This window comes from Acetobacter orientalis (assembly GCF_000963965.1).
GTDB lineage: Bacteria > Pseudomonadota > Alphaproteobacteria > Acetobacterales > Acetobacteraceae > Acetobacter > Acetobacter orientalis.
This window is the reverse complement of sequence record NZ_BAMX01000010.1, coordinates 124244-149896: the sequence shown is the minus strand read 5'-3', so window position 1 is coordinate 149896 and position 25653 is coordinate 124244. Positions and strand designations below refer to the sequence as shown.

21 protein-coding genes are annotated in these 25653 nt (G+C 53.9%); 14 read left to right on the top strand and 7 right to left on the bottom strand.

Annotation, left to right across the window (positions count from 1 at the left end):
• Nucleotides 1-65 precede the first annotated feature (65 nt).
• The 3 genes from Abor_RS04370 to Abor_RS04360 all read left to right on the top strand — a co-directional run bounded on the left by Abor_RS04370 (nt 66) and on the right by Abor_RS04360 (nt 1906).
• Nucleotides 66-659, top strand: coding sequence for a LemA family protein (locus Abor_RS04370; RefSeq protein WP_048840607.1), 594 nt, complete (start codon nt 66-68; stop codon nt 657-659).
• 36 nt (nt 660-695) lie between these two features.
• Nucleotides 696-1535, top strand: a complete 840-nt coding sequence (locus Abor_RS04365) for a TPM domain-containing protein (protein WP_158319717.1) — start codon at nt 696-698, stop codon at nt 1533-1535.
• 71 nt (nt 1536-1606) lie between these two features.
• Nucleotides 1607-1906, top strand: coding sequence for a putative quinol monooxygenase (locus Abor_RS04360; RefSeq protein ID WP_048840605.1), 300 nt, complete (start codon nt 1607-1609; stop codon nt 1904-1906).
• Nucleotides 1907-1999: 93 nt separating this feature from the next.
• Here the strand turns inward: Abor_RS04360 and Abor_RS04355 are convergent, their stop codons facing one another.
• Nucleotides 2000-3598, bottom strand: coding sequence for an L-lactate permease (locus tag Abor_RS04355; protein WP_048840604.1), 1599 nt, complete (start codon nt 3596-3598; stop codon nt 2000-2002).
• 364 nt (nt 3599-3962) lie between these two features.
• On the opposite strand from Abor_RS04355, the gene Abor_RS04350 reads away from it, so the two are divergent.
• Entirely contained in the window at nt 3963-6428 is a 2466-nt protein-coding gene (locus Abor_RS04350; RefSeq protein ID WP_048840603.1) for a phosphocholine-specific phospholipase C, read from the top strand.
• Between the two features lie 111 nt (nt 6429-6539).
• Complete coding sequence (locus Abor_RS04345; RefSeq protein ID WP_244877865.1) at nt 6540-7970, top strand: lytic transglycosylase domain-containing protein; 1431 nt, start codon at nt 6540-6542, stop codon at nt 7968-7970.
• A 69-nt stretch (nt 7971-8039) separates the two neighbouring features.
• On the opposite strand, the gene Abor_RS04340 is transcribed toward Abor_RS04345, so the two are convergent.
• The 3 genes from Abor_RS04340 to Abor_RS04330 all read right to left on the bottom strand — a co-directional run bounded on the left by Abor_RS04340 (nt 8040) and on the right by Abor_RS04330 (nt 11145).
• Nucleotides 8040-8801: an SDR family NAD(P)-dependent oxidoreductase gene (locus Abor_RS04340; RefSeq protein WP_048840602.1), complete on the bottom strand. Its 762-nt coding sequence runs from the start codon at nt 8799-8801 to the stop codon at nt 8040-8042.
• 55 nt (nt 8802-8856) lie between these two features.
• Nucleotides 8857-9423 (bottom strand): ferritin-like domain-containing protein, encoded by a 567-nt coding sequence (locus tag Abor_RS04335; RefSeq protein WP_048840601.1) that lies wholly within the window; start codon nt 9421-9423, stop codon nt 8857-8859.
• 348 nt (nt 9424-9771) lie between these two features.
• On the bottom strand, nt 9772-11145 hold the full coding sequence (locus Abor_RS04330; protein ID WP_048840600.1) for an amidase: 1374 nt from the start codon (nt 11143-11145) through the stop codon (nt 9772-9774).
• A gap of 131 nt (nt 11146-11276) precedes the next feature.
• Between Abor_RS04330 and Abor_RS04325 the strand changes: the two genes are divergently transcribed.
• Complete coding sequence (locus Abor_RS04325; protein ID WP_232015166.1) at nt 11277-12758, top strand: sugar porter family MFS transporter; 1482 nt, start codon at nt 11277-11279, stop codon at nt 12756-12758.
• Here the strand turns inward: Abor_RS04325 and Abor_RS04320 are convergent.
• Both Abor_RS04320 and Abor_RS04315 read right to left on the bottom strand, forming a co-directional pair.
• On the bottom strand, nt 12743-13528 hold the full coding sequence (locus tag Abor_RS04320; protein ID WP_048840599.1) for an exodeoxyribonuclease III: 786 nt from the start codon (nt 13526-13528) through the stop codon (nt 12743-12745). The genes Abor_RS04325 and Abor_RS04320 overlap by 16 nt on opposite strands.
• Nucleotides 13525-13896, bottom strand: a complete 372-nt coding sequence (locus Abor_RS04315; protein ID WP_048840598.1) for a HesB/IscA family protein — start codon at nt 13894-13896, stop codon at nt 13525-13527. Before Abor_RS04315 ends, Abor_RS04320 begins: the two co-directional genes overlap by 4 nt.
• Nucleotides 13897-14060: 164 nt before the next feature.
• On the opposite strand from Abor_RS04315, the gene Abor_RS04310 reads away from it, so the two are divergent.
• From Abor_RS04310 to serS, 8 genes are all read left to right on the top strand, one after another.
• Nucleotides 14061-15227, top strand: a complete 1167-nt coding sequence (locus tag Abor_RS04310) for a deoxyguanosinetriphosphate triphosphohydrolase (RefSeq protein WP_048840690.1) — start codon at nt 14061-14063, stop codon at nt 15225-15227.
• Between the two features lie 39 nt (nt 15228-15266).
• Complete coding sequence (gene argS, locus Abor_RS04305) at nt 15267-17054, top strand: arginine--tRNA ligase (protein WP_048840689.1); 1788 nt, start codon at nt 15267-15269, stop codon at nt 17052-17054.
• The gene (locus tag Abor_RS04300; RefSeq protein WP_164713906.1) at nt 17054-18148 is read left to right on the top strand and encodes an SPOR domain-containing protein; all 1095 of its coding nucleotides are present in this window, start codon (nt 17054-17056) and stop codon (nt 18146-18148) included. Before argS ends, Abor_RS04300 begins: the two co-directional genes overlap by 1 nt.
• Before the next feature lie 197 nt (nt 18149-18345).
• Nucleotides 18346-19167: a segregation and condensation protein A gene (locus Abor_RS04295; protein WP_084594379.1), complete on the top strand. Its 822-nt coding sequence runs from the start codon at nt 18346-18348 to the stop codon at nt 19165-19167.
• A 50-nt stretch (nt 19168-19217) separates the two neighbouring features.
• The gene (scpB, locus tag Abor_RS04290) at nt 19218-20012 is read left to right on the top strand and encodes an SMC-Scp complex subunit ScpB (protein WP_084594366.1); all 795 of its coding nucleotides are present in this window, start codon (nt 19218-19220) and stop codon (nt 20010-20012) included.
• 138 nt (nt 20013-20150) lie between these two features.
• A complete protein-coding gene (gene tatB, locus Abor_RS04285) occupies nt 20151-20891 on the top strand; it encodes a Sec-independent protein translocase protein TatB (RefSeq protein ID WP_084594365.1) in 741 nt (246 codons plus the stop codon).
• Nucleotides 20888-21697 carry a twin-arginine translocase subunit TatC gene (gene tatC, locus Abor_RS04280; RefSeq protein WP_048840596.1) on the top strand — a complete coding sequence of 270 codons (810 nt, stop codon included), beginning with the start codon at nt 20888-20890 and terminating at the stop codon, nt 21695-21697. Before tatB ends, tatC begins: the two co-directional genes overlap by 4 nt.
• Nucleotides 21698-21738: 41 nt before the next feature.
• Nucleotides 21739-23010, top strand: coding sequence for a serine--tRNA ligase (serS, locus tag Abor_RS04275; protein ID WP_048840595.1), 1272 nt, complete (start codon nt 21739-21741; stop codon nt 23008-23010).
• Between the two features lie 104 nt (nt 23011-23114).
• On the opposite strand, the gene Abor_RS04270 is transcribed toward serS, so the two are convergent.
• Complete coding sequence (locus Abor_RS04270) at nt 23115-25325, bottom strand: TonB-dependent siderophore receptor (RefSeq protein ID WP_048840594.1); 2211 nt, start codon at nt 25323-25325, stop codon at nt 23115-23117.
• Between the last annotated feature and the right edge of the window lie 328 nt (nt 25326-25653).

Below are 25653 nucleotides of genomic sequence, written 5' to 3'. Positions count from 1 at the left end.
AATAAATTTATGGTTCTTTTGAGTATTTATTCTGCAAGTTCCATAAATAAATTAGGGATTTTTTAATGAAAAAATTTCTTCTACCAGTGGTAATCCTTATTGGTCTCATTTTTGTTGCGGGCTCTAGTTATAACCGCTTCATGAGAGCAGACCAAAGTGTGCAAGAGCAGATAGGCCAGTTGCAAAATGAGGTGCAGCGCCAGTCTGACCTTATTCCCAATTTGGTGAATACCGTAAAAGGGTACGCAACCCATGAGCAAGATACTCTCACCCGTTACGCACAGGCCCGCACGGGTGAGGTTGCCTTAAATACGCTAGACCCTACTAAAATTGGGGATGCCGCCCTCCAGCAGAAAATTCTGGATGCGCAGACCCGCAACGCGCAAGAAATTAAAGCCATTAACGCCGTGGTTGAGCAGTCTCCACAGTTGCAGGCTAACCAAGATTTTGCCCGGCTTATGGCGCAGTTAGAAGGGTCTCAAAACCGGATTACAGTGGCCCGGCAGCGCTTGCAGCAAGCTATTTTGGCTTACAACCAAACCGTTGCGCATTTTCCGGGTAACATGGTTGCTGGGCTTATGGGTTTTCATACCCGTGTTTATTACGAAGCTGCGGCCACAGCCCAAACACCGCCTGTTGTTGATTTTTCCAAACACTAAGCCATGCACCCTTTTTTGGCGCTAAAGGTGGGTAAAATGGGTTGTTATCGTGTTTGGTGGCGGGCTTTGGCCAAATATATAGGGCTCGTGGTGGGGGCACTATGGCTGATAGGGGGGAGCTTGGGTTATGCCCAAGTGCCCTACCCCCCAAAGCTACAAAACTGGGTAACAGACCCGCAACATGTGTTAAGCGATGCTGAGCTAATAGCGCTTACCCAACGTTTACAGAAACTGTCGCAAACACTACCGGGCGCCCCCCAAATTGTTATAGACCTACCTGCACAGGTTGCAGATATAGCCAGCTATGCAAACGATGTTTTCCATGCCACTGGCCTTGGTCGTAAAGGGGATGATAACGGGGTGCTGATTGTGTTGGCCATAGCACAGCGGCAGGCCCGGATAGAGGTTGGTTACGGTTTTGAAGGCATTTTAACAGACCTACAAAGTAGTGATATTTTGCGTGCTAACCGCCCCGCGTTGCAAGCCGGGCACTATGCTACAGCATTAAATGGTATAGTAAGTGCCGTGGCAGGCTTGCTTGCACAAGCTCCAGAAGGCGGGCCAACACTTACTGCAGATGCAGAGCAAAAAGATGCCTTAAAAGGTATCGTGGGTGTTATCGTGGCGGTGCTATGTTTGGTTGTGCTGCCTTATTACCTTATGCGTCGTGCACGCAGGCAGGTTTTGCAAAAGCCCAGCTATAATGCTCCAACCACACAAGCAAGCGGGCCGGGGTGGGAGTTTTGGTTGAATTTTCTGCTGAACATTCTTGCTATTTTTTTACAGACAAGAGGTGGTGGTTCTGGGCGCTCTGGTGGCGGTTTTCGGTCTGGCGGGGGTGATTCAGGCGGCGGTGGCGCACAAGATAGCTGGTAGGAGTGGCCAGAGCACGGTGTTTGCCTTAGGCTAAGTTTGTTTAAGTCTTAGCAAGAGGGATAAAACCGAATATGACACAAGAAATTACGGTCGTTGCCCGTATTAAGGCAAAAGTAGGCCATGAAGAGACCGTTGCGGCTGCCATGGTGGCCTGTGTGCCAGAATCACGTGCTGAGGCAACAAACTTCCAGTACGTGCCAAACCGCGATTTGGATGACCCACAGGTATTTTACTTTATTGAGCGTTGGGCCAGCCGTGAGGCTTTGCAAGAGCACATGGAAACACCCCATTTTAAAAAACTGGCTGATAGCTTGAAAGACAGCGTGGCAGAGCCGCTAAGCGTAAACATTCTGCAGCCATTGGTTGACTAATACGCGCGTGCTTTAGGGCGGCATTTATAGCTGTTTACAAAAAAGGGGTGGGGCTATGTGGCCCCACCCCTTTTGCTATGAGTTTATAAAAACCTAGTGCAGCACATATTGTTGGAACACAACCACCAAACCCATAAGGAAGGTAAGGAAAAGGCTGTGTTTGAATGTACGAGCCAGCACAACCCCCTCTTGCCCCTTGAGAGAGGTAACCGCCACACCGGTTGTAATGTTTTGCGGCGAGATCATTTTACCCATAACCCCACCGGCAGAGTTGGCTGAAGCAAACAGAACCGGGTCGAGCGAAAGCTGGTGTGCTGCTGCTACTTGCAGGTTGCCAAACAAGGCGTTGCCTGATGTATCGCTCCCGGTCAGGAAAACGGCAATCCAGCCAAGGAAGACAGACACAAGCGGGAAGACCATATCCGTAGAGGCCACTGCATAGCCTAATGTGTAGGTCATGCCAGAATAGTTCATGAGAAAAGCAAGGCCAATGGTTAAGGCTACGGTAATAACCGCCAGCCAGCCTTGTTTGGCTGTGGTGCGTAATGCCGCCATAAATTGCTGGCCAGTGGCTCTGGTTGCCAATGCAGTCAGCAGGGCAGAGACAAAAATAGCGGTGCCTGTGCCAAGGGGTTCAAAATTCCAGACCGCAGCATAGGGTTTTTGATACAGAGAAATAAAGACCTGCTTGTCCAGACCGGGCCAATGAATGGGGGTGGCACCAATTTTGGCAATATGCAGAGAGTCCCACACAATAACCACCAGAATAACCACAACCCACGGTATCCAGCCCTGCCAATGTGGGCCTTGCCATGCACCGGCTTTTGCGGGGGCTTGCTTAAGGTGGGTTTCTTCAATGGCGTAAGCAGGGTCTGGTGTAGGTGACCAGATTTTTAAGAACAAAATGGTAGAAATAAGCGAAACGCTAGAAGACAGCACATTGCTGAGGTTGTAGCTGACAAACGTAGCCACCAGCACCATGGTAAGCGCAAAGCTGCCACCGGCAACCAGTAAAACTGGCCAAAGCTGTTTAATAGAACGCCAGCCCGCATAAAGCGCCATAACGTAAAACGGAATAAGGCAGGCAAAGGGTGCAAGCTGTAGGGCAATGGTGCTGCTGAGAGTGGTTGCTGGCAGGCCTGTAATAGAGGCCAGAACGGTAATGGGAATACCCAAACCACCAAACGCTACCGGGGCAGAGTTAAAAATAAGCACATAAGTAAGGGCTTCAAGTGCTGGAAAGCCCAGCATAATGAGCAACGCGCTGGTAATGGCAACGGGTGTGCCAAAGCCTGCTACCCCTTCAAGGGCCGCACTAAAGCAAAAGCCGAGCACAACCAGCATAACGCGCCGGTCGTTGGGCAGGTGCTGCAAAATCCACATACGGAAGGCGTCAAAACGGCCTGTCTGCATGGCAACGTTAAAGAGGAACAGCGCGCTAAGCGCTATCCACATAACGGGGAGAAGAGAAAAGACCATACCGTTGGTCATGCTGGCAAACGCCAGCTTTGCAGGCAGCCCCCATACCCCTACCGCCATGATAAGCCCTATAACAAGGCCGCCAAGCGTAGCTTGCCATGCCGGGCGGCGTAAAACCCCCATCATGATAAGCGTGACAAAAATAGGAGAAGCAGCAAGCAAAAACGAGAGAACAAGATTGTTCCCTACGGGTACAAGAGGCTGGGCAAACATGGCAGGCTCTTTACATCGAAAAGACAACGTTACTTCCTGCAAGAGGAAGGTCATTGATATAATGGCTGCTATGCAAAAACAGGCACCTCACGTTTTGGTGTGGTGTAAGCCGGTGGGGTGGGTGGCCAAATAATTATGGCGGTAGAGTGCGGCTATGCCGTGTTTTATGGCTTTGTCACATAAAAGTCAGAGGGCTTAATATATCATCAAAACGTCATAAAAGCTGGGCTATGCGGTGCTATAACACGCCCAAATTTTTGCCCATTACAGTACAGAAAACCGTTTGCTTACAGCGTATTCGTGGGTGTGGGCAAGGGGCGTATCTGGGCAGTATAAAAGGGCAAAGCCAACACCGGAGCGGGTTATGACAACACGACGCAGTTTTTTAAAATACGCGCTGGCTTCAGGCGTGGCAGGGGCCATGCCAGACGCTATTGCACGCGCTGCGGCTATAACCCCAGAGCCGGGCACCACGTTTTTAGATGCCGAGCATGTGGTTATTCTGATGCAGGAAAACCGCTCTTTTGACCACGTGTTTGGAGCGTTGCAAGGTGTGCGTGGTTTTAAAGACCCACGGGCTTTGCGCCAGAGCAATGGTAACTCTGTTTTTGTACAAACTGACAAAAACGGTGAAACATATACGCCATGGCGCATGAATATTCAGGACAGCCGTATTACCTGGATGGGGTCGATACCCCATACCCGCAATAGCCAAGTAGATGCTTGGAACGGCGGGCAGCATAATAACTGGCTGGACGCAAAACGCCCCCACTACAAAAGCTACCAGAATATTCCCATAACCATGGGCCACTATACCCGTGAAGACCTGCCATTTTACTATGCCTTGGCAGATGCCTTTACCGTGTGCGACCAAAATTATTGCGGCGCCATGACCAGCACGACCCCTAACCGGTTGATATTCTGGACTGGCACAGTGCGAGACCAGCAAAAGGTTGGGTCAAATGTGTACATGCGTAACCCAGAAATTCTGGAAGGCGGCATGACATGGACAACCTTTCCTGAACGTTTGGAACAGGCTGGCGTGCCATGGAAGTTTTACCAAAACGAAATTAGCCAGACAGGCGGTCTGAGTGGGGCAGAGCGTGCGTGGCTGTCTAACTTTTCGTGCAATGTGCTGGAATGTTTTGATAAATTCAGGGTTGATGCCAATAGCGGCTTCCATACTTGGATAGACGAACGCATTGAAGAATGCCACCACCATATAGACAAGCTGGAAGGGCTTGAAATGCTGTCTGCTGAAAAAAAACAGCAGCAGATGAAAGAAGCCTCTGAACTTTTAAAAATTCTTAAAAAACGTAAAAAAGCAGCCGGTCAAACGTTTGAAGACTTAACAGCTGAAGAAAAAGGGCTGTTTGAAAAAGCGTTTGTGACCAATAAAATTGACCCAGATTACAGAAGCCTTGAAGCCATAAGCACAGCAGATGGCCAGATGCAGGCCCCTAAGGGCGATGTGCTTGCGCAGTTTAGGGCTGATGTAAAACAGGGCAAATTGCCAACTGTGTCTTGGTTGGCTGCGCCCGAACATTTTTCTGACCACCCGACCTCTGCATGGTTTGGGGCTTGGTACGTGTCTGAGGTCATGAATATTCTGACCGAGAACCCAGAGGTTTGGAAAAAAACCATTTTCATTCTGACCTACGATGAAAATGACGGCTATTTTGACCATGGCTGCTCTTACGTGGCCCCTAACCCCCAGCAGCCAGAAAGTGGCCAGTCTTCAGCCAGCATTACAGATGCGGCGTTGGAATATACAACTGCGGCAGAAGAAGAGGCCCGCGGCGTAACGCCAGAGCAAGCACGCTCTGGCCCTATTGGGTTGGGTTTTCGAGTGCCTATGGTTATTGCCTCACCTTGGAGCCGGGGCGGGTGGGTTAACTCTCAGCTTTTCGACCACTCCTCAACGCTGCGTTTTTTAGAGCAGTTTGTGGCAGGTAAGTTTGGCAAGCCGGTGCGTGAGAGCAATATCTCATCATGGCGGCGGGCAATTTCAGGCGATTTAACGTCTTGCTTCCGCCCCTATGACCCCGCCGTGCCAGCGCTGCCCTACCACAACCGCGATGCATTTTTGCGCACCATTGAGGCCGCTAAAAACAAGCCCCTGCCAACAGGCTACAGCCTTGTTTCTAGCGCAGAGGCAGAGCAACTGCGTGCCCAGCCGGGCGCACTGGCACACAAACTCTGGCAAGAGCCGGGGGTACGTGTAGCGTGCGCTCTGCCATACGAACTAACCTGTGAAGGCAACGTAAGTGCCGATGCCGCCCAGTTTGAAATTGCGCTGTCTGTTGGCCAAAAACAGCACGGTGCGCGCTCAGCCGGTGCGCCGTTTAACATTTATTGCCGTAACCTGCGTGGCCGCTCAGACATGCAGGCTGGCACATACGCCGTAGCCGCGGGTGAGAGCCTGAACCCCACCTTTATGCTGTCTGACTTTGAAAATGGGCAGTATGACATTGATGTACACGCCCCCAACGGCTTTTACCGCCACTTTGGTGGTGGGGCCGATACTGCGGGGCTAGAAGTAACCACCAGCGTAAATGCTGTATCTGCCCGCACAGCGTCTTTGACTGTGCGTGTTAAGAATATGGGCCATGTTGTGCGAGAGGTGGTGTGCCAGCAGGCTGCCGGGGCGCGGCCAGTGGCCTTTAGCCTTGCTGCCGGGCAGAGCAAAATTTTTACTCTGCCTTTAAGCAAAAGCCACATGTGGTACGATGTAAAAGTAACAGACCGCCAACATGCCAGCTTTGTGCGGCACTTTGCTGGGCGGGTAGAAACCGGGCAGCCGTCTTTTACAGATCCACAAATGGGTTAGTTGGTTTTTCCCCTACTTTAGGGTGTGGGAAAAATTACAGAGTAGTGGTTGCCGAAAAAATGCCGGAATGTCTTGTCAGAGGAGAGTTTCTGACAAGGCAGGCATAAAACCATGTATCGTCCTTCTTGCAGCAGAGTGTTGGTAGAGCACGGACAGAGTGTTATTCACTCCGCCATGGTGCGTGTTGCGCTGCGCCCTGTGGCACGGTGCCGGTTAAGCTGTTCTGTTGCGCTAAGCACTGTGTTGTTGGCTGGCGTGGGTGTTGCCCCTTACCCAGCAGGGGCTGCGTCTTACCGGTTATACCGTGAGGTGTCTCAGGCTTGGGCGTCGCGTGGGTTTGTTGCACGGCCCTCTTCGCCCACATATCGTGCGCCCGGCCCGAGTAACGACCCATGGGGGCCGTATATTCGGGATGCGGCCCAGCGCTTCTCGCTTCCTGAAACATGGATCCGTGCAGTTATGCACCAGGAATCTGGTGGCAAGCAGTATTTAAATGGGGAGCTAACAACCTCTGGCGCAGGGGCAATGGGCCTTATGCAGCTTATGCCCGCCACGTATGCAGATATGCAAAGCCAGTATAACCTTGGCTCAGACCCCTACGACCCGCACGATAATATTCAGGCAGGGGCTGCTTATATCCGGCTTATGTATGACCGATATGGTGCCCCCGGGTTTTTGGCAGCATATAATGCAGGCCCTAACAGGGTTGATGATTACTTAAATAGTGGTCGCTCCTTGCCCGATGAGACCGTGAATTATGTTGCGGCTATTACACCCCACCTAGGGGGTGGGGTGGCGGTGCGCGGTAATTGGGCACCTGTGCCACTCAGCCAAACTGGGGCGGCTGTTACTGAGCCAGACTCGTATTATACGCGCACAGACCTAACCCGCACGGCAGATGGCTGCCTGCGCGACCCCAACGCAGCGTATGATCCGTCTGCCCCATGTTTGATGGACAGAGACACCCCCCACCCAGACCCTGAGCCACAACCGCAGGCCACCACACTGGTGGCAGATGCCGCACCACCAGCAGAGAGCACAGAGGGGCCAGCAATAACGGTTGCGCCTGTTTATAAAACCGCTGCTACGATATCCCCAGCCCCAGCCCCAGCCCCAGCCGTGCGGGTTGAGCGTGTCTCATTACAGCCTGTGTTGCAGCCTAGCAGGGTGTCTAATGGGGTTCTGGTGGCAAAAGCGGCGCCTACGTTGCCACAGGGGGCACATGTGCTTTCTTTGCACCCTGCTGTGCCGCATACAGTAAGTTTGCCAAAAACCGTACAATTTGCGCAGGCAGATGGGCGTAAGCTTGTGCAGGTAGGCGCGTTTTCAACCTATGCAGAGGCCAAGCGTGTGGCAGAGAAAAGCACGCGGGTTTTGGCCTCCCGCGCAGTGCAAGCAGCCCCCTCTATTAGTTCTGTTTCGGTGGCGGGTAAGCCGCTCTATCGGGCGCAGCTTGTTGCGCTGGGGAGCACAAAAGCTGCGGGGGTGTGCCAAGTTTTGCGAGCGAGCGCAGTGCCCTGTATTCAGGTGCGTAATGGTTAGGGTATTACGTTTTTACAGTGTATTTGGCAGGTTTTTGAGGAAACCTTATTTTTAAAAGCGTGCAAGCCTTTATTGCGCCAAATAGCCCCCGTCTACCGGTAGTACTGCCCCTGTAATAAAAGAGGCTTCGTCTGAGGCGAGAAACAGAATGGCGTTGGCAACTTCTTCAGGCTTACCGATGCGCCCCAGCGGGTGCAGGCTGACAACTTTTTCAATGCCTTCCTTGCCTAAACCTGCAACGGCCGGGGTGTCTATTGTGCCCGGAGCCACAGCGTTAACGCGCACGCCTTTATCGGCTAGGTCTATGGCGAGGTGCTTGGTAAGGCCAGAAGCCACAAACTTTGCCGGGCCATAAACAGCCTGCCCTTTTTGCCCGGCAAAAGCCGAAATAGAAGACAGGCAGACAATAGCCCCACGCCCAGCTTTGACCATTTCTGCCGCAGCATATTTGCAAGACAAAAACATACCCCGCCCATCAACCGCCATGGTGTGGTCCCACAGGTCTGCGGTGGCAGAGGCAAGATCCGCTTCGGGTATAATGCCTGCATTGGCCACAAGAATATCAATGCCGCCAAATGTGCTAACGGCTTCTTGGATAAGGCGTTTTATATCGGCCTCGCTGGCAACATCGCCCGCAACGCCAATGGCGTTTGTCCCATTGGCGTTAAGCGTTTGCACAAGTTCATCAAGCGGGGCTTGGTCTTGGTCATTCAACACCAGTTTTGCACCTTCTTGGGCAAAACGCTCGGCTGTGGCACGGCCCATGCCGCGTGCAGCCCCGGTAATAACAGTAACCTTATTGGCCACACGGCCTATGGTTTGACGTGACACGATACCACTCCCTTTTTGTATGACAGCACGCTGCGGAAATGTTGCCGCCTTACCGTTATTCTTTCAGGAAAGGGCGGCCTTCATGCGCAACCAGCAGGTCATGCATATCTGTAGCGTGTTCTTCTTCTTCCGCTAAAATATGTTCAAGCATAATACGGGTTGTTGGGTCTTTATCACCAAAATACCGGATCAGTTCGCGGTAATGTTCAATTACTAGGCATTCAGCCACAAGGTTTTGGCGTACCATTTCTACAAGGTTGCCCCCTTTACCATACTCACTGGCAGAACGTGTGGCTAAGCCTTCGGGGTCGAAGTTTGGCACACCACCAAGCTGGTCAATACGGTTTGCTGCGGCCAGCATGTGGGTACGTTCTTCTTTGGCGTGGGTTGCAAACTCTTCAGCAATACTTTCGCTGGTTAGGCCCTCAACAGAAATAGAGTGCATGGTGTAGCGTAAAACGCAAACTAGCTCGGTTGCGACAACAGTTTGCAAAAGGTCAATGGCGGTTTGCACGTTGCCTTCGTAAGCTGGGGTAAGGGCCCCTTTTTCAATAGATTTTTTAGCCCGTTCACGCAGGGTCTGCACATCGGTCAGGAATGTGTTTTCTGTGGTCTGTGCCATGGGGGGCTCCTGTTAAACAAAAAAGAAAATAACCCTGCGCCGCAGGATATCTTGCCCTGTTCAACAAGTTTTTGGGAAAGAGGTTTCAGATTTTTTTAAGAGAAGAGAAAAAAGAAGGAAAAATGCACAGAATTTCTATGGGATAAAATTCTATAAATTCATTTTATAATAAGGTTGTTTTAAAAGTAATAAAAATTCCATGCATTATTAAAATTATAGTGGAATTTTAAAAAATACTTTTGCATTGAAGTGCAAATGAAAGGCATCCGTAAGTCATAAAAATGTAAAGTAGGGGGCCGGATAACCCTATGGTGGTTGGTTGCATCCGGCCCCAAGGTTAAAACAGTGTTACCCGCGTGAGGGGGCTAAAGCGTGCTCTAACCACGTAGCAATACGGAAAAGATGTGCGTCTTTGTTGTTAAACTGCATAGCCATAAGGCCAACAGGTGCTGTGCCATGTGGGTGGCAGGGTAGGCTTATGGCGCAACTATCTAGAAAATTGGTGATGGTTGGGTTGCGCAGCAAAGCAAGGTTGGTGCGTGTATAAAGCGTGTCGTCAGACATATCGGCTATTTTGGGCGCAACGCATGGTACGGTTGGCATTACAATAGCATCGTAGGTGCCAAGGCGTTGCGTGGCCTGTGCAATAAGGCGCTGTCGGGCTTGTATAAGGGTAATATAGTCTACGGCTGTTTGCTCTTTGCCGCGTAAAATACGTTTAAGGACAAAGGGGTCGTATAGCTCTGCTTTTGTGGCAATAAGCTGTTGGTGCCATGTGAGAGATTCTGGAGCGGGAAAGCCCCCAAGGCGGTTAATATGGGGTAGCTCTGCGAGCTCAGGGAGTGTGACATCGTGCAGGCTGGCCCCAGCTTTTTCTAGCGTACGTAGAGCATTTTGGTAGGTTTGGCTTACTGTATTGTCTAGCCCATCTGTTGCGTAATTTTGCAGTATGCCAAGGCGGGGGGCGGGTGTTTGCTCGGGTATTGGGCAGTCTGTCCAGAGTGGGGGCGTGCCTGTAAGGGCTTGGTCTGTTGCCCAACAACACGCAACGGTGTGGCCAATGCTGCCAAGGGAATCCAGCGTAAAAGACAGGGGCACTGTGCCTACTGTGCTAATGCGGCTTGCAGTGGGTTTGTAGCCTACCAGCCCCGTTAACGCAGCGGGAATGCGGCAAGAGCCGCCTGTGTCGCTGCCTAACGCAATATGGGCCATGCCATCGGTAACAGAAATGGCTGCCCCAGAGGAAGACCCACCGGGTATGCGGCGTTGGTCACGCTGCCACGGGTTGGCGGGGGTGCCTGTATGGGGGTTAATACCAACGCCAGAAAACGCAAATTCTGTCATGCTGGTGCGGCCGATAGAAATAAGGCCAGCCTGTTTGGCGTTATGTACCGCTATGGCATCGTGTTGGGCGGGGGGGCTACCTGCTAAGACAGCAGAGCCAGCAGTGGTTGTGCTGCCTGCTTCATCAAACAGGTCTTTCACAGACATGGGAATACCGGCCAGCAGGGGCAGGGGGTGGCCTGCTTTGCGGTGGGCATCAATTTTAGCCGCCTGCCCTCGGGCGGCTTGCGTGTGTACCTGTGTAAAAGTACGCGCACCTTCTCCCTCTGGGGCGCTAATGCGGGCTAAAGCCTGCTCTATCAAGGTAAGGCTTGTTGTGTGCCCCTGCGCCAGAGCACGCGCGGTAGCAAGTAAAGAGAGGGGAGGGCTGGCAGGCATAAGGTGTCTCCGCACAGTAAAGGCTGTTGCTTTGGTTTTACAGCATGCACCGTTTGTAAAAATTTAAAAACCTTGGGCAGTTTAGTGCGTTGTTGCGTTGATAAAACACAATAACAAACGGAGCAGCTTCTGTGCAGGATGCAGGCCCTCATACCCCCATTCATGCTGAACCCGCGCAGGGGGACGAGCAAAATGCGCCCTCATGGCTTGGGCATGCCTCTCTCTTTGCCGTTGCGGCAGGGTTGGCCGGGTTAATGTTTGGGCTGGATACGGGCGTTATAGCCGGGGCCTTGCATTTTATTGGGCACGAATTCCAGACAACCACCATGGTTGATGAATGGATTGTTTCAACCCTTATGCTGGGGGCCGCTGGTGGGGCATTGCTTGCCTCTTTTTTAGCGCGGGAGTGGGGGCGGCGTGTCACGCTGTCTTGTGCCGGTGTATTGTTTTTGGTGGGTACGGCTGCCTGCTGTTTAGCTCATTCTGTGCCTGTGCTTTTAGTGGGGCGGTTTATTTTGGGGGTAGGGGTTGGTTTGGCTGCTTTTGCCGCCCCGCTGTATATTTCAGAAATTACAGCCCAAAAAGATCGTGGCCGTATGATCTCGCTGTACCAAATGGCCATTACTATTGGTATGTTGCTGGCGTATTTTTCAGACAGTTTGCTGGCCGCAGGCGGGCACTGGCGCTGGATGCTGGGCATACCAGCCGTACCAGCGCTGTTGTTTTTGTTAAGCACGCTCATTGTGCCGTATTCGCCCCGGTGGTTGGTAACACAAGGGCGGCACAAAGAGGCTGCCTCTGTATTGGGTCTGCTGCGTGACAACCGCGAAAAAGCCCGTGCTGAACTAAAACGTATCCAAAAACAGGTTAATAAAGACCAGACTGGCGGGTTTGAGCTGCTTAAAACCAGCAAGCCTTTCCGTAAAAGTTTTGCGCTGGGCCTGTCTTTGCAGGCCTTGCAGCAGCTTACAGGCATTAACGTGTTGCTCTATTACGCACCTAAAGTGCTTGAGCGTGCCCATTTTGGGAGTTCTGCCGCTATTTGGGCCACAACGCTTTTAGGGGCTGCAAACCTAGTTGCCACTATTATTGCACTGTTTTTGATAGACCGTTGGGGCCGTAGGCCGCTGTTGGTGACAAGTTGCCTTATTGCCTGTGCCAGTCTTGTGCTGTTTGGGTTTGTTTTAAAACTGCATGTGGCAGGCACATGGGGCGCTGTGCTGGTTTTGGGCACACTTGTGCTTTTTGTGTTGGGGTATGCTTTGGGGGAAGGCCCCCTGCCTTGGACACTGTGTTCAGAAATTCAGCCCCTTAAAGGGAGAAGTCTCGCTATTGGCTGCTCCACTTTTGTCAATTGGATAACAAACTGGCTTATTAGCAGCGTGTTTTTAACCTGCATGAGCGTGCTGGGTGACAGCCTGACATTTTGGATGCTAGCCGGGTTTAACCTTGTGTTTTTAGGTGTGGCACTTGTGTTTGTGCCAGAAACCAAAGGTGTTTCTTTAGAAGATATAGAAGATAACCTGATGCGTGGCGAACGCCTGCGCGATATTGGGCACCCGGTTTCGGCCACGCTGCAAGCAGATGTTAAAACCCCTCAGGCTGTGGCCTGAGGGAGGTCTTGTAAGGTAATAACCAGTGGCACATGGTCAGACGGGCGCTCTTTGGCGCGTTCGCTCTTATCTGGTTCTGCGCTGAGCAGGCGTTCTGCTACCCGGGGGGAGAGGAGGGCGTGGTCAATGCGTAGCCCGCTGTCTCTGTCCCATGCGCCTGCCTGATAATCCCAAAATGTGTAGGCTTTGCCTGTTGGGTGCAGGGCGCGCAGAGCGTCTGTTAAGCCAAGCCAGAGCAAGCGCCTAAAGGCTGCGCGGGTTTGGGGGCGCACTAAGGCGTCATCTGGGCTTAATGCGCCGGGGGCGCAATCTTCGGGGGTTGGGCACACATTATAGTCGCCAGCAAAAATAAAGTCTTTGTCGGCTTGTAAAAATGTGCGGCCACGTGCGGCAAGGGCCTCAAAAAAAGCAAGTTTGGTTGCATAGCCTTCCTCTCCGCCGGAGTTGCCGTTGGGTAAATAGAGGTTCCCTAGTGTCAGGTTTTGGGTCTGCACTTCAACGTACCGGGCGGCGGAGTTATCAAAGCCGGGTAGCTGCTCGGCTGTTACCTCACATTCCCCCTTAACCAGTGTTGCAACGCCGTTATAAGATTTTTGGCCAACAACAGCACAACGGTAGCCTGCGTCTTCAAAAACCTGAGCCGGAAAGTGTGCGGTTTCGCATTTAATTTCTTGCAGCATCAGCACGTCGGGTTTGTGGCGTTCTAACCAGTCCAGAATAAGCTGCTGGCGCAGGCGGGCGGAGTTAATGTTCCATGTAGCAATTTTCATGCGACAGAAAAACTCGTGCCACACCCGCAGGACGAAACTGCAATGGGGTTTTTAACCGTAAAATGTGCGCCCATCAGCTTGTCTGTAAAATCTAGCTGGGCATTGGCCAGTAGGTCTAAGCTGGTGGGGTCAACCACGACTAAAGCGCCAGCCTTTTCAAAATGCACATCATCTGGGGCAATGGCGTCTTGGGGTATCAGGGTAAACTGATACTGAAAGCCGTTGCAGCCGCCTGCTTCTACCGCCACGCGTAGGGCGGCGGGGGGTGTTGTGCTTTGCTCAGCCGCAGAGCGTTTGCGGTTGGCAAGAACCGTTGCAATGCGCGTAGCCGCCGCATCAGAGACGGAAAAGGTCTGGAGCTGGGTCATACAGGTGTAGATAGCGTGCAGCAGGGCCAGTTTGAAGGGGCCATAGTGCAGAGATGGTCAATTTTCATTCAATAGCTTAGTGTGGTGGCTCTCTGGCACCTGCCGTTTTGGCAGGGCCGTGATTGGAGCAGGACGCAGCAGAGATGCCCGTACAGGCCGCCCATATGGACCTTGCCCCCTACGCCGTGCAGCCCGCAGAAGGGCGCGGCCGTAGATTGTACCCCGAAGACGAATCTCTCACCCGCTCACCATGGCAGCGTGATAGAGACCGCGTGGTGCACTCTTCCGGCTTTAGGCGGCTGCAATATAAAACGCAGGTGTTTATTAACCACGAAGGCGACTTTTTTCGCACCCGGCTTACCCATTCGCTTGAGGTCGCACAGGTTGCACGCTCCATGGCGCGGTTTTTACGCCTTGATGAAGACCTGACCGAGGCCGTGGCCTTGGCGCATGATCTTGGGCACACCCCCTTTGGCCACGCGGGGGAAGAAGCCGTGGCAGCCCTTATGCAGCCGTGGGGTGGGTTTGACCATAACACACAGGCTTTGCGGCAAGTGGCGGCCCTTGAGCGGCGCTACCTTGCCTTTGATGGTCTAAACCTAACATGGGAAACGCTTGAAGGGCTGGCCAAGCATAATGGCCCCGTTAAAAAGCCCGCCACATGGCTGCGTGACTTTGACGCCCAGTGGCCGCTTGACTTGCTCAGCTATGCCTCAACCGAGGCGCAAGTTGCAGCATTGGCCGATGATATTGCCTACCACGGCCATGACCTTGATGACGGGGTAAAGTCTGGCTTGCTTAGCCTAGATGACCTGAACGACGTACCTTTGGTGGGTGAAATACTGGCGCAGGTACGCACCTTGGCTGCGGGTTACACTGATATTCCGCAAAAAGCGCAGCGTATCCGCCACGAGATGGTGCGCCGTGTTATTCATGCACTCGCCACCGATGTGCTCGTGACTACGCGCCAAAACCTGCAAGACCTTGCCCCCAAAACGGTGGAAGAGGTACGTGGGGCTTCTGCCCCGGTAGTGGCATTTAGCCCCGCCATGGCAGAGGCGAATAAAGGCATACGAAAATTTCTGTTTGCCAAGCTCTACCGGCATTGGCGTGTTAACCGCATGACGTATAAAGCCAAGCGCGTTACAGCAGAGCTGTTCACTATTTTGGTGGAGTCGCCCAAGCTATTGCCAGACCGGTGGCGTGCCCCTGCACTCGCAGGAGATGAGACCGCAATGCGCCGCACAGTGGCAGATTATGTGGCCTCAATGACCGATAGATTTGCGATTGAAGAACATCGCCGGTTGACTGATCTATCAATAGCAGGCTGAAAACGCGGCTTAACCGCTTTGTGTAGGATTTTTATGCGTATGTCTGAGTGTTTGTTCCAGCGTTACCGTCACCATGTCCTGGCCGCCGTGCAGGGGCTGTTGCCCGACGTGCCGGAAGAAACACTGGCCCGTATAGAAGTAACCCCCACCCGTGACCCCTCACATGGGGATATGGCAACTAATGCGGCCCTGCTGTTGGCTAAAGCGGCCCGCCGCAAACCAGCCGATATTGCCGCAGACCTTGTGGCAGCCTTGGCGGGCGTAGAAGGCGTTGCCAAGGTAGCGGCTGCTGGCCCCGGTTTTGTTAATATAACCCTGAGCCCCGCTGTGCTGCGTAGTGTGCTGCCACAGGTTCTGGCCGTGGGTGAGGCTTATGGTAACTCTCAAGCCGGGCAGGGCGTGCGCACCAATGTGGAATATGTGTCTGCCAACCCCACAGGGCCAATGCATGTAGGCCATTGCCGTGGTGCTGTGGTGGGTGACGCCCTGGCAAACTTGCTGGCCAAAGCCGGGTTTGACGTTACCAAAGAATTCTACATTAACGATGCTGGTACACAGGTTAAGGCGTTGGCATGGGCCACATACTGGCGCTACCTGCAAGCTCTTGGCACAACATTGAGCGAAGAGGAATTTGCAGCCCTTACCCCCAACGGCCTGCAATATAAAGGCGAATACCTGATACCAGTGGCCGAGGCGCTGGTGGCAGAATTTGGTGGCAAACTGGCAGAAGATGGTGCCCGCCCCGCCCCAGAAAAAACATGGCTTGAAACCGTGCGCGGCTTTGCCGTAGCCCACATGATTGCCGCTATTAAAGAAGACCTTGCCGCTTTGGGCGTACATCACGATGTGTTTACGTCTGAAGCACAGGTGCTGCGTGATGGCATAGTCGAAGCGGCCATCGACCGCCTTGAAAAACAAGGCCTGCTCTATGAAGGTGTGCTGGAGCCGCCCAAAGGCAAACTGCCAGATGACTGGGAAGAGCGCGAGCAACTGCTTTTCCGCTCTACGCAGTTTGGGGATGATGTAGACCGCCCGCTTAAAAAGTCTGACGGCACCAATACCTACTTTGCAAACGACATTGGCTACCATGCAGACAAAGCAGGCCGTGGCGCACAGGTGATGATTGACATCTGGGGTGCAGACCACGGCGGGTATGTTAAACGCATGAAAGCCGCCGTGCGCGCTGTTACAAACGACACCGTGCCGCTTGAAGTGGTGCTGTGCCAGATTGTGCATATTCTGCGTGATGGCCAGCCGGTGAAAATGTCCAAACGGGCGGGCACGTTTGTAACCCTGCGCGACCTGATTGACGAAGTAGGTAAAGACGCCGTGCGCTTTACCATGCTGACCCGCAAAAGTGACGCCCAGATGGAGTTTGACCTTGATTTGGTTGTAGCGCAGCAGCGCGATAACCCCGTGTTTTACGTGCAATATGCCCATGCCCGTTGCCGCTCCGTGCTGCGTGCCGCACAGGAAGATGGGGCTTACGGTGCCACAACCCCAGAAGCACTGGCCCCAGTAGCGCTTGACGCCCTAAGCTCTGATGCAGAAATGGCCCTGATACGCCGTATTGCAGAATGGCCCCGGTTGGTAGAAGCGGCCGCCCACGCGCGTGAGCCGCACCGTATTGCTTTCTATCTGGCCGAACTGGCCGGAGACTTCCATTCGCTGTGGAACCGCGGGCGTGATGATACCACCCTGCGCTTCTTGCAGCCAGATGCGCCAGAGGCCAGCAAGGCCCGCTTGGCGCTTGTTGCCGCAACGGCTACGGTTATCCGTTCCGGGCTGGCTGTCATGGGTGTTGAACCCGTGGAGGAAATGCGCTGATGAATGATGATGCACCAGAAGACCGCTTCCCCTCTGACGCAAACAGAGGGCGTGCGCGCGAGCGCATGAGCGCGGATTATGATGATACGCCGCCCCGCCGCTCACCGGCGGCAGGCCGTGCAGCTCCGCCTGCGGGTGGAGCCGTATCGCAAGCGTTAAGCCAGTTTTTAAATAGTGACACAGGTACGCGCAGGCTGGTTTATGGCGCTGCGGGCCTTGGTGGGCTTTTGCTGGTGGGTATTGGCGGCTGGGCTTTGGTGGGGCACCACCAAAGTGGCATACCCGTACTTGGCCCACCCCCTGTTGCTATGCGCACAAAGCCAGTAGACCCCGGCGGTATGCAGCTTGATGGCGTAACCATGCCAGAAGCAGATGACGGGCAGGCCCACCCCGTACCCGCCCCAGAAAAACCTAACCCCACAGCATTAGCTGCCCAGTACGGGCAGGAAGCAGCCAAAACAGATGCCGCAACCACTGCCGCAGCAGGAGCACAGCCGCAAGCTGCTACCACTGCGGCTGCCGGTACTGCGGGGCAGGGCGGGGCTGATAGTGCAGCGAAAGGGGCTGAAGGCCAAGTTGGCCCAACAAGCCCAGATGGCCAAGCACCAGCCCAAGCAGGTGCTGATGTTGCCCAACCCACCACGTTGCCAGAAGCAGGCAGCGGGAGCGATGATGACTCTGCCGCTGGTGATACTGCGGCTGCTGCGGCCCCGCCGGCAGCACCAGCACGCACGGTAACGCCCCCTAAAGCTGTTGCTAAAGCCCCGGTTGCGGCTGCCCCTAGCGCACCGGCCAAGGCCGTGGCGGAACAACTGCCGCCGCCGTCACCTGTGCCCGCCCCCACGGGTGGCAAGTACCGTGTGCAGCTTGCTGCGTTACAGTCTGAGGCACAGGCCCAGCAGGAATGGAGCCGCCTAAAAACGCGCTACCCCGCTTTGTTTGGTGACCGCACACCAGTGGTTGAAAAAATACAGCGTGATAACGCCGTATTTTACCGCCTGCGTGTAGGAGGCTTTGCCTCAACTGCCGAAACACGCGCGTTTTGCAGTGCGGTGCGGGAGCGGGGCTTGGCGTGCGCGCAGGTGCACCAATAAGCGGCTTTAAGGGCAGCATGGCATTGCGTGCTGCCCTTATAAGAGTAATGGCCGTTTAGGCAGGATTTTACACGGTAATGGAACCCGCACAGCCCGCCGCCATGGTGCAAGACCCTCTGCCCCCGCAAGAGCAGGAGCGCCAGCCCGCTACGGCTGAGCCGCTGCCCGTGGCTGAAGGGGCGGCCCCCCAGCCACACATGTCTGTGGCTCCAGCGCCGGAGGGCGAGGATGCGCTGCGGGTGCCTTTGTTGTGCCTAGACGGGTTTGAAGGCCCGCTAGACCTGCTGCTAGACCTAGCACGGGCACAAAAGGTCGATTTAAGCCGTATTTCCATTTTGCAGCTCGTTGAGCAGTATCTGGCTGTGGTTGAGTCTGCCCAGCGTGTGCGGCTTGAACTGGCAGCCGATTGGCTGGTTATGGCAGCGTGGCTGGCATGGCTTAAGTCTCGTTTGCTGTTGCCCGCAGAAGATGACCTTGCAGCCGAGGGAGAAGACGCTGCCGAGCTTTTGCAGGAGCGGCTTATTGAACTGGCCTGCATGGGCGAGCTTGCCCGCTGGCTAGAAGCCCGCCCCCGTTTAGGCCGAGACGTATGGGCGCGTGGCGAGGCAGAAACGTTAATTGAAATAGACCGCTCTGGCCTGTTGCTTGATATGCCACAGCTTATGCGGGCCTATATGGCGGCCATGCGGCGCACGGCGCGTAAGCGTATTTATGCCCCCCGCACCATACGATTCTGGACAGTGCAAGACGCGCTCTCGCGCTTAACGCGCTTGTTGGGTGAAACCCCACCGGGCTGGAATAGTCTGGATGCGTTTTTGCCAGAGACATTACCCGATATGGCAGTGGGGGAAGACGCGCTACGCCAGCGGCGTGCAGCTATGGCTGGCACCTTGATAGCAGGTTTAGAACTGGCCAAAAGTGGGCGGTTGGAACTTAGGCAAGATGAAATATTTGGCCAGATACTCCTACGGCCCCATGCTGCCACCCCACGTGATGAAGCGGACGATGACCATGCTTAGAGCGGCGGAGCACAAGCGCATGGGTGCACCAGCACAGAGCGGGAGCCATTATGAGCACTGATAACACGCAGCCCCCCGAGCCGGAGCACACCGCGCAGCCAGAACAGACTACAGCATTCAACGGGGCAGAGCCTGCTGTGGCATCGGTCGTTGCTGCACTCGCACATGTGCCAGAAACAGGGCTTGAGGCACAAAATGTACCAGATGAAGCTGTGCGTCTGGCCGAAGCACTTATTTTTGCCAGTACAGAGCCAGTAAGCCTGCGCCGTGTGGCAGACGTGCTTGAAACACGCCAGCTTGTGCCAGATGGCATAGAAAACCTGACCACTTACGTGCAAGCTGTTATTGCCGGGGTAGTAGCGCGTTATGCCGGGCGTGGCGTTACTTTGGTAGAGGTAGCCGGGGGGTGGCAGTTTCGTACCGCCCCAGACTTGGCCCCGGCTTTAACGCGTGTGTTGGAGCGGCCCCGTAGGTTGCCCCGTGCGGTTATGGAAACCTTGGCTATTATTGCCTACCACCAGCCCTGTACGCGCGTAGAGGTAGAAGAAATTAGGGGCGTAAGCCTTGGCCAAAATGTGCTTGATACCTTGATAGAGGCCTCGCTCGTGGCCCCTAAAGGGCGTAAAGAAGTACCTGGCCGCCCGGTTTTATGGGGCACAACGCCTGACTTTTTGCGCTGTTTTGGCTTACGTGCGTTGTCTGACCTACCCCGGCGTGAAGAATTGCTGGTGGATGTACCAGATTTGGCACCCGCCCCATCAAAAACCGATAGCACCACAAGCCAAGCCGCGGATGCAGAAGGGGCAGAAGACGCACACCCCCCAACGCAAGAGCCTGAGGTCTAACACCCTACACGTGGTCGTGGCAGCGCGCTGGCTGTTTGCGCATGGCGGTGGGCGTGGTAGACCCTTTGAAAGACAATAGCCCCGTTTGCCCGTGCAAAGGGGGCTTGGTCGCGCAGGCCTAACCACAAGAGCGTATAAATGTTTGACTTTGCTTGGTCTGAAATTGCCCTGATAGGGGCCGTTGCCCTTGTGGTTATTGGCCCCAAGGACTTACCCGTGGCTATTAGGGGCTTGGCCAAGGCTGTTAAAAAGGCACGGGGGCTGGCGAGTGAGTTTCAGTCCCATGTTGATGAAATGGTGCGCGAGGCAGACCTGTCTGAGGTACGCGACCATGTGCGGGATTTCAGAAACCTGAACGTGCGTGGCCGTTTGATGAAAGCCATTGATGCCGATGGCTCTTTGGCCCGCACGTTTGAAAGCTCTCCGTTAGATGGGCCGGTTATACGCCCCCCCGCTGGGCCGCGCGCGCTAGATGCACCGCCTATGGCGGGGCAGGGTGGTGGGGCTACCCCTATGCTGGAAGAGCGTAGCGTTGGCTTGCCTAGCCTACCCCCCAGCACGTATTTAGACCCAAACCAGAACGATGCAGACCTAGATGCCGCAGTGCTAGACGCGCCCCCAGAGCTGCCGCCGGGTATTGTGCGCCGTATTGCGCGTGAGCGTGAGCACCTTTTCCCGCCCGCTATTATACCACCAGTACGGGTGCTGCATGGGGGCGCTCGTGTTATGCCAGGGCCGGGGCGCGATACGGCAGACGCGCCACAACACGCGCACTTTGTGCCGCCAGAAGCAAGCCCAGCCCAGAGCGAGTACCTGAGCGAGGCCATGCCGCCCAATACCAGCACTACGCCCACCACCACACCGGACGCCCACCCATGACGGAGCAGCCCCCCCTGCAAGACGACCCCATACACGACCAGCCCATGCCGCTGATAGACCACCTGCTTGAGCTGCGGCGCAGGTTGTTATGGTCAGGCGCAGCTTTTTTGCTGTGTTTTGCGCTGTGCTATCATTATGCAGGCAATCTCTACCTGTTTCTGGCCCAGCCATTGGGCGATATTATGCGCCAGCAGGGCGAGCAGCCACACCTGATTTATACAGCCCTGTATGAGGCATTTTTTACTTATATTCGGGTGGCGTTTTTTGGGGCCGCTTTTCTGTCTTTTCCCGTTATTGCCATACAGGGTTGGATTTTTATTGCACCGGGGCTGTACCGCTCAGAAAAAAAAGCCTTCGCACCGTTTTTAATTGCAACGCCACTGCTCTTTTTGTTTGGCGCGGCATTGGCTTATTACTTTATCTTCCCCATTGCGTGGCGGTTCTTTCTGTCCTTCCAGTCTCCTGCTGGGGCGGGGGGTATGCAAATAGAGCTTCAGGCGAAAGTGTCTGAATATCTCTCTTTGGTTATGAAGCTGATTATGGCTTTTGGTATTTCGTTTGAACTGCCGGTCGTGCTCACGTTGCTGGCCCGTGTGGGTATTGTTACCTCGGCCATGCTTAAGCGCTTTAGGCGCTATGCCATTGTGGGCGCGTTTATTATTGCTGCCGTTGTTATGCCGCCAGATGTCATAACCCAGTTTGGGCTGGCGGTACCACTTGTGCTGCTTTACGAGGTTTCTATTCTCTCGGCCCGGCTGGTTGAGCCTAAAACGCCAACTGAGCCTGAAAACAGCCAACCCGAATAAAATACATTCTGCCACGTTACCAGTAGAGGTTTAACCACCCCATGCATGATATTCGCGCCCTTCGCGCAGACCCGGCCGCTTTTGATGCTGACCTTGCCCGCCGTGGGTTAGAGCCTGTCGCGCAAAAGCTCCTTTCATGGGATGAAGAGCGCCGTCAGGCGCAAACCGCCTTGCAGGAAAAACAAGGCCGCCGCAAAGCCTTGGCCCGTGAAATTGGCCCGCTAAAACGCAATGGTGAAGATACAACGGCACTAGAGGCCGAAGCCGTTGCCCTGCGCACAGATATGGAGGCGCTTGAGGCACAGGTTGCAGCGCTTGAAGGCCAAAGCACAGCCTTGCTTGAAACGCTGCCCAACCGCTTAGACCCCAGCGTGCCAGAAGGGCCAGATGAAACGGCCAATGTGGTGCAGCACCAGTGGGGCACCCTGCCAACCTTTAGTTTTACACCCCGCCAACATTTTGAGTTGGGTGAAGCATTAGGGCTGATGGATTTTGGTACAGCGGCCAAACTTTCTGGCGCACGCTTTGTGGTGCTGCGTGGCGCACTGGCGCGCCTAGCCCGTGCCTTGGGCCAGTTTATGCTCGACCTACATAGTGATGAGCACGGCTACACAGAAACGCAGGTGCCGGTACTGGTAAATGATGCCGCTATGTACGGCACAGATAAGCTGCCTAAATTTTCTGATCAGTCTTTTCGTACAGAAGATGGCCGGTGGCTTATTCCTACCGCAGAAGTACCGCTTACGGCTTCTGTCAGTGGGGATATTCTAGAGGCAGCAACACTCCCGCGCCGCATGACCGCCCTAAGCCAGTGCTTTAGAAGCGAGGCTGGCTCTGCCGGGCGTGATGTGCGTGGCATGCTGCGCCAGCACCAGTTTGAAAAAGTGGAGATGGTGTCTGTCACTACTCCAGAAGAGAGTGATGCCGAGCATGAGCGCATGACCCGTTGTGCCGAGAAAGTGCTTGAGAAACTCAACATCCCGTACCGTCGTGTCTTGCTGTGTGCGGGGGATACAGGCTTTGGTGCTGCCAAAACGTTTGACCTGGAGGCATGGCTGCCGGGGCAAGGGGCTTGGCGCGAAATATCTTCTTGCTCTAATACGCGCGACTTTCAGGGCCGCCGTATGAATGCGCGTTTCCGGCCGCAAGGCGGTGGGGCGCCAGTGTTTGTGCACACGCTTAATGGGTCTGGCTTGGCTGTGGGCCGTACTCTTATTGCGGTTATGGAAAACAACCAGCACGAAGATGGCTCACTCACCATTCCTGATGTGCTGCGCCCTTACATGGGTGGGCTTGAACGTATTGAAGCCTAAGCCCGTTTGAAACAACAGGCGTAACCATACGGGGTTATTGCACTAAAAAAGGCGGCCACATAATGGGCCGCCTTTTTTTGGTATTGGTGGTTAAAGCTAGGCTTTTACCAAGAGAAAGAAACGGTGCCTTGTGCGTTGCGGCGTTCGCCATAATAGCACCATGCCTGACCGTAACTGGCATAGCTCATGCAGTTGCCAATATATTTTTTGTCAAACAGGTTGCGTACACTGGCCGCCAATGACCAGCCGTGCAAAGAGGGCGAAAGCTGCGATAGGTCATAACGGAGCGAGCCATCAAACACGGCATATTGTGGTACCCAAACGCTGCCTTGGCCGTATGAGCTTTCACCCGCATAAGCTTTTGCCGTGTAGCGCATGCCGCCACCAAACCCAAAGCCCTTCATTGGGCCGGAGGGCAGGGTATAGAAGGCAAACAAGGCCGCATTGCCTTTACCCGACTGCATGAGTGGTTTGCCGGTTGAGGTGTCTTTAACTTTTTGAATGCTGATAGAAGCCGTGATGTCAAAGTTCTTGTAGGGTTCTGCATGGGCTTCAAATTCAAAGCCGTCAGAATGTACTTTGCCACTTTGGGTGTTATACGCCTGCCCCGTTACAGGCACCAAAACGTTGGACTGCTCAATATGGAACCCTGCAACCGTAAAGAGTACGCTTGTGCCAGGTATTTGGTATTTTAACCCACCTTCAAGCTGTTTCCCCAAGGATGGGTCGGCCTGCCGTAAGTTTGCACCACCATTGCTTGAAACAAGACCAGACTGCGGCTGGAAAGATGTTGAATAGCTAATGTAGGGTGCTAGGCCAAAGTTGAAGTGGTACAGCCCAGAAGCGCGCCATGTTATCTGGCTAGGGGCTTGTTTGGTGGTTTCGTTATTTGCGCGGTTTAGCTGGTTGGAGCGGTACCAGTCGTTACGCAAACTGCCTGTTAATACCAGACCTTTGTATCGAATTTCGTCTTGTCCATAAACACCAATCTGATGAGAATCTGTTTGGTAGTTTATCCATGGCGAGAGGGTGGGGTAGGCCATGTGGTAGTTGGGGTGCAGTACGTCCATGCTCTCGGCTGAGCCATAAAGCCCTACTTCTGAGGCACTTTGCTGCATGTAATCAAACCCAAACATCATGGAATGTGTGAGGGGGCCTGTATACACTTTACCTTTAAACGCACTGTCAAAGGCTAGATTGTGGGTGTGCTCGTTTGTTTGAATGGCAGAACGTGCCAGCGTTGTGGGACCAGTATAGTAGCCGCTATCATATACGCTACGGTACTGTGCCATAATATCGTCGTAGCGGCCACGGGTTGAAAAGCTCCAGTCTTTGTTGAACTGGTGATTAAAGATGTAAGTAATGGCCCCTTGGCGGCGGTTGAACTTCTCAAAAGAGGCGTCACCATCATAAAAATTGCGGGGTAGGTAGCCAAAAGGTGCGCGTACAAGCGAGCCAAGTAAAGGTGCACCACCATAAGTGCCGTTTTCTGGGTCGTATTGGTAATTGCCAATAAGTGTGAGTGTTGTGGGGCCGTTGCCACCAAACGAAAAAGAAGGGCTGATTGAAAAACGGCGGCTACCTGTGCGGCTTAGCTGGCTATGTTGGCCGTTGGCCGTGCCGTATAGACGGTAGCGCACAAAGCCATCTTTTGTGGCGTACCCGCCTACGTCTGCATCAACCCTATACAGGTCAAAACTGCCCCCTGTTGCGGCAATGTCACCATAAAATTTCTGGTCTAGGGGCGTTTTGCTAGACAGAGCTACCAACCCACCGGGGCTAGACTGGCCATACAAAGCGGAGGAGGGGCCTTTAAGCACCTCTACCCTTTCAAGGCGCGAGGTATCGGTCTGGGCTGTGGCATACCCTGTGCTGGGTTGTAATTTTAAGCCGTCCAGAAAAGTGGGTACAGTAAAACCACGGAGCTGGAACTGGTCATACCGGGTGCCTACGCCCCCACCACGTAGGTCTGATGTAATACCGGCCGCATACCGAATAGCTTGGTTAAGGTTAAGCACACCACGAATGTTCATTTCGTTGCGGGTAATAACCGTGACCGATTGTGCAGTTTCAATCAATGGTGTGTCTGACTTGGTGGCAGAGGACGCAATGGTTGAAATGCGTCTACCGCGTACCTCAACACTTTCTGAAGCTGCTTTGCCGTTTTTTGCCGCTTTTTGTGCCGCGTGGGATGAGGAGGCTGAGGTGTTGGAGGGCGCGCTATGTTCCGGATCTGCCGCCCAGACCTCTCCACTAACAAGGAGGGAGAGGGGTAGGGCGTAAAGTATTTTACTGCGGCGTGTATCCGGGCACATGTGAAAAAACTCTTATGCGGTGAGAATGGGAGCTTCCGATATTGCGAATCATTTGCATAATCAAGTGACGAAATGGAAGGGTTTTCTCCATGTTTGGAAAAAATGCTTTGGCTATGCCTAAAACGGTGAGTGGTGGTGAGAATGAGAAATTAAGATAAATGATGATTTTATAAATATTTTCTAGAAATGGATTAAGGGGGTTTGCGTCGTGATAAGGTGATATTTTTTATTATGCTAAGGGGCAGGGTTGGCGGTTAGAGTGTGTTAGGGTGCTGTCACTTTGGCGTGGGTAGCTTAACCATGCGTCATAATGTGGCAATGAAGAGGA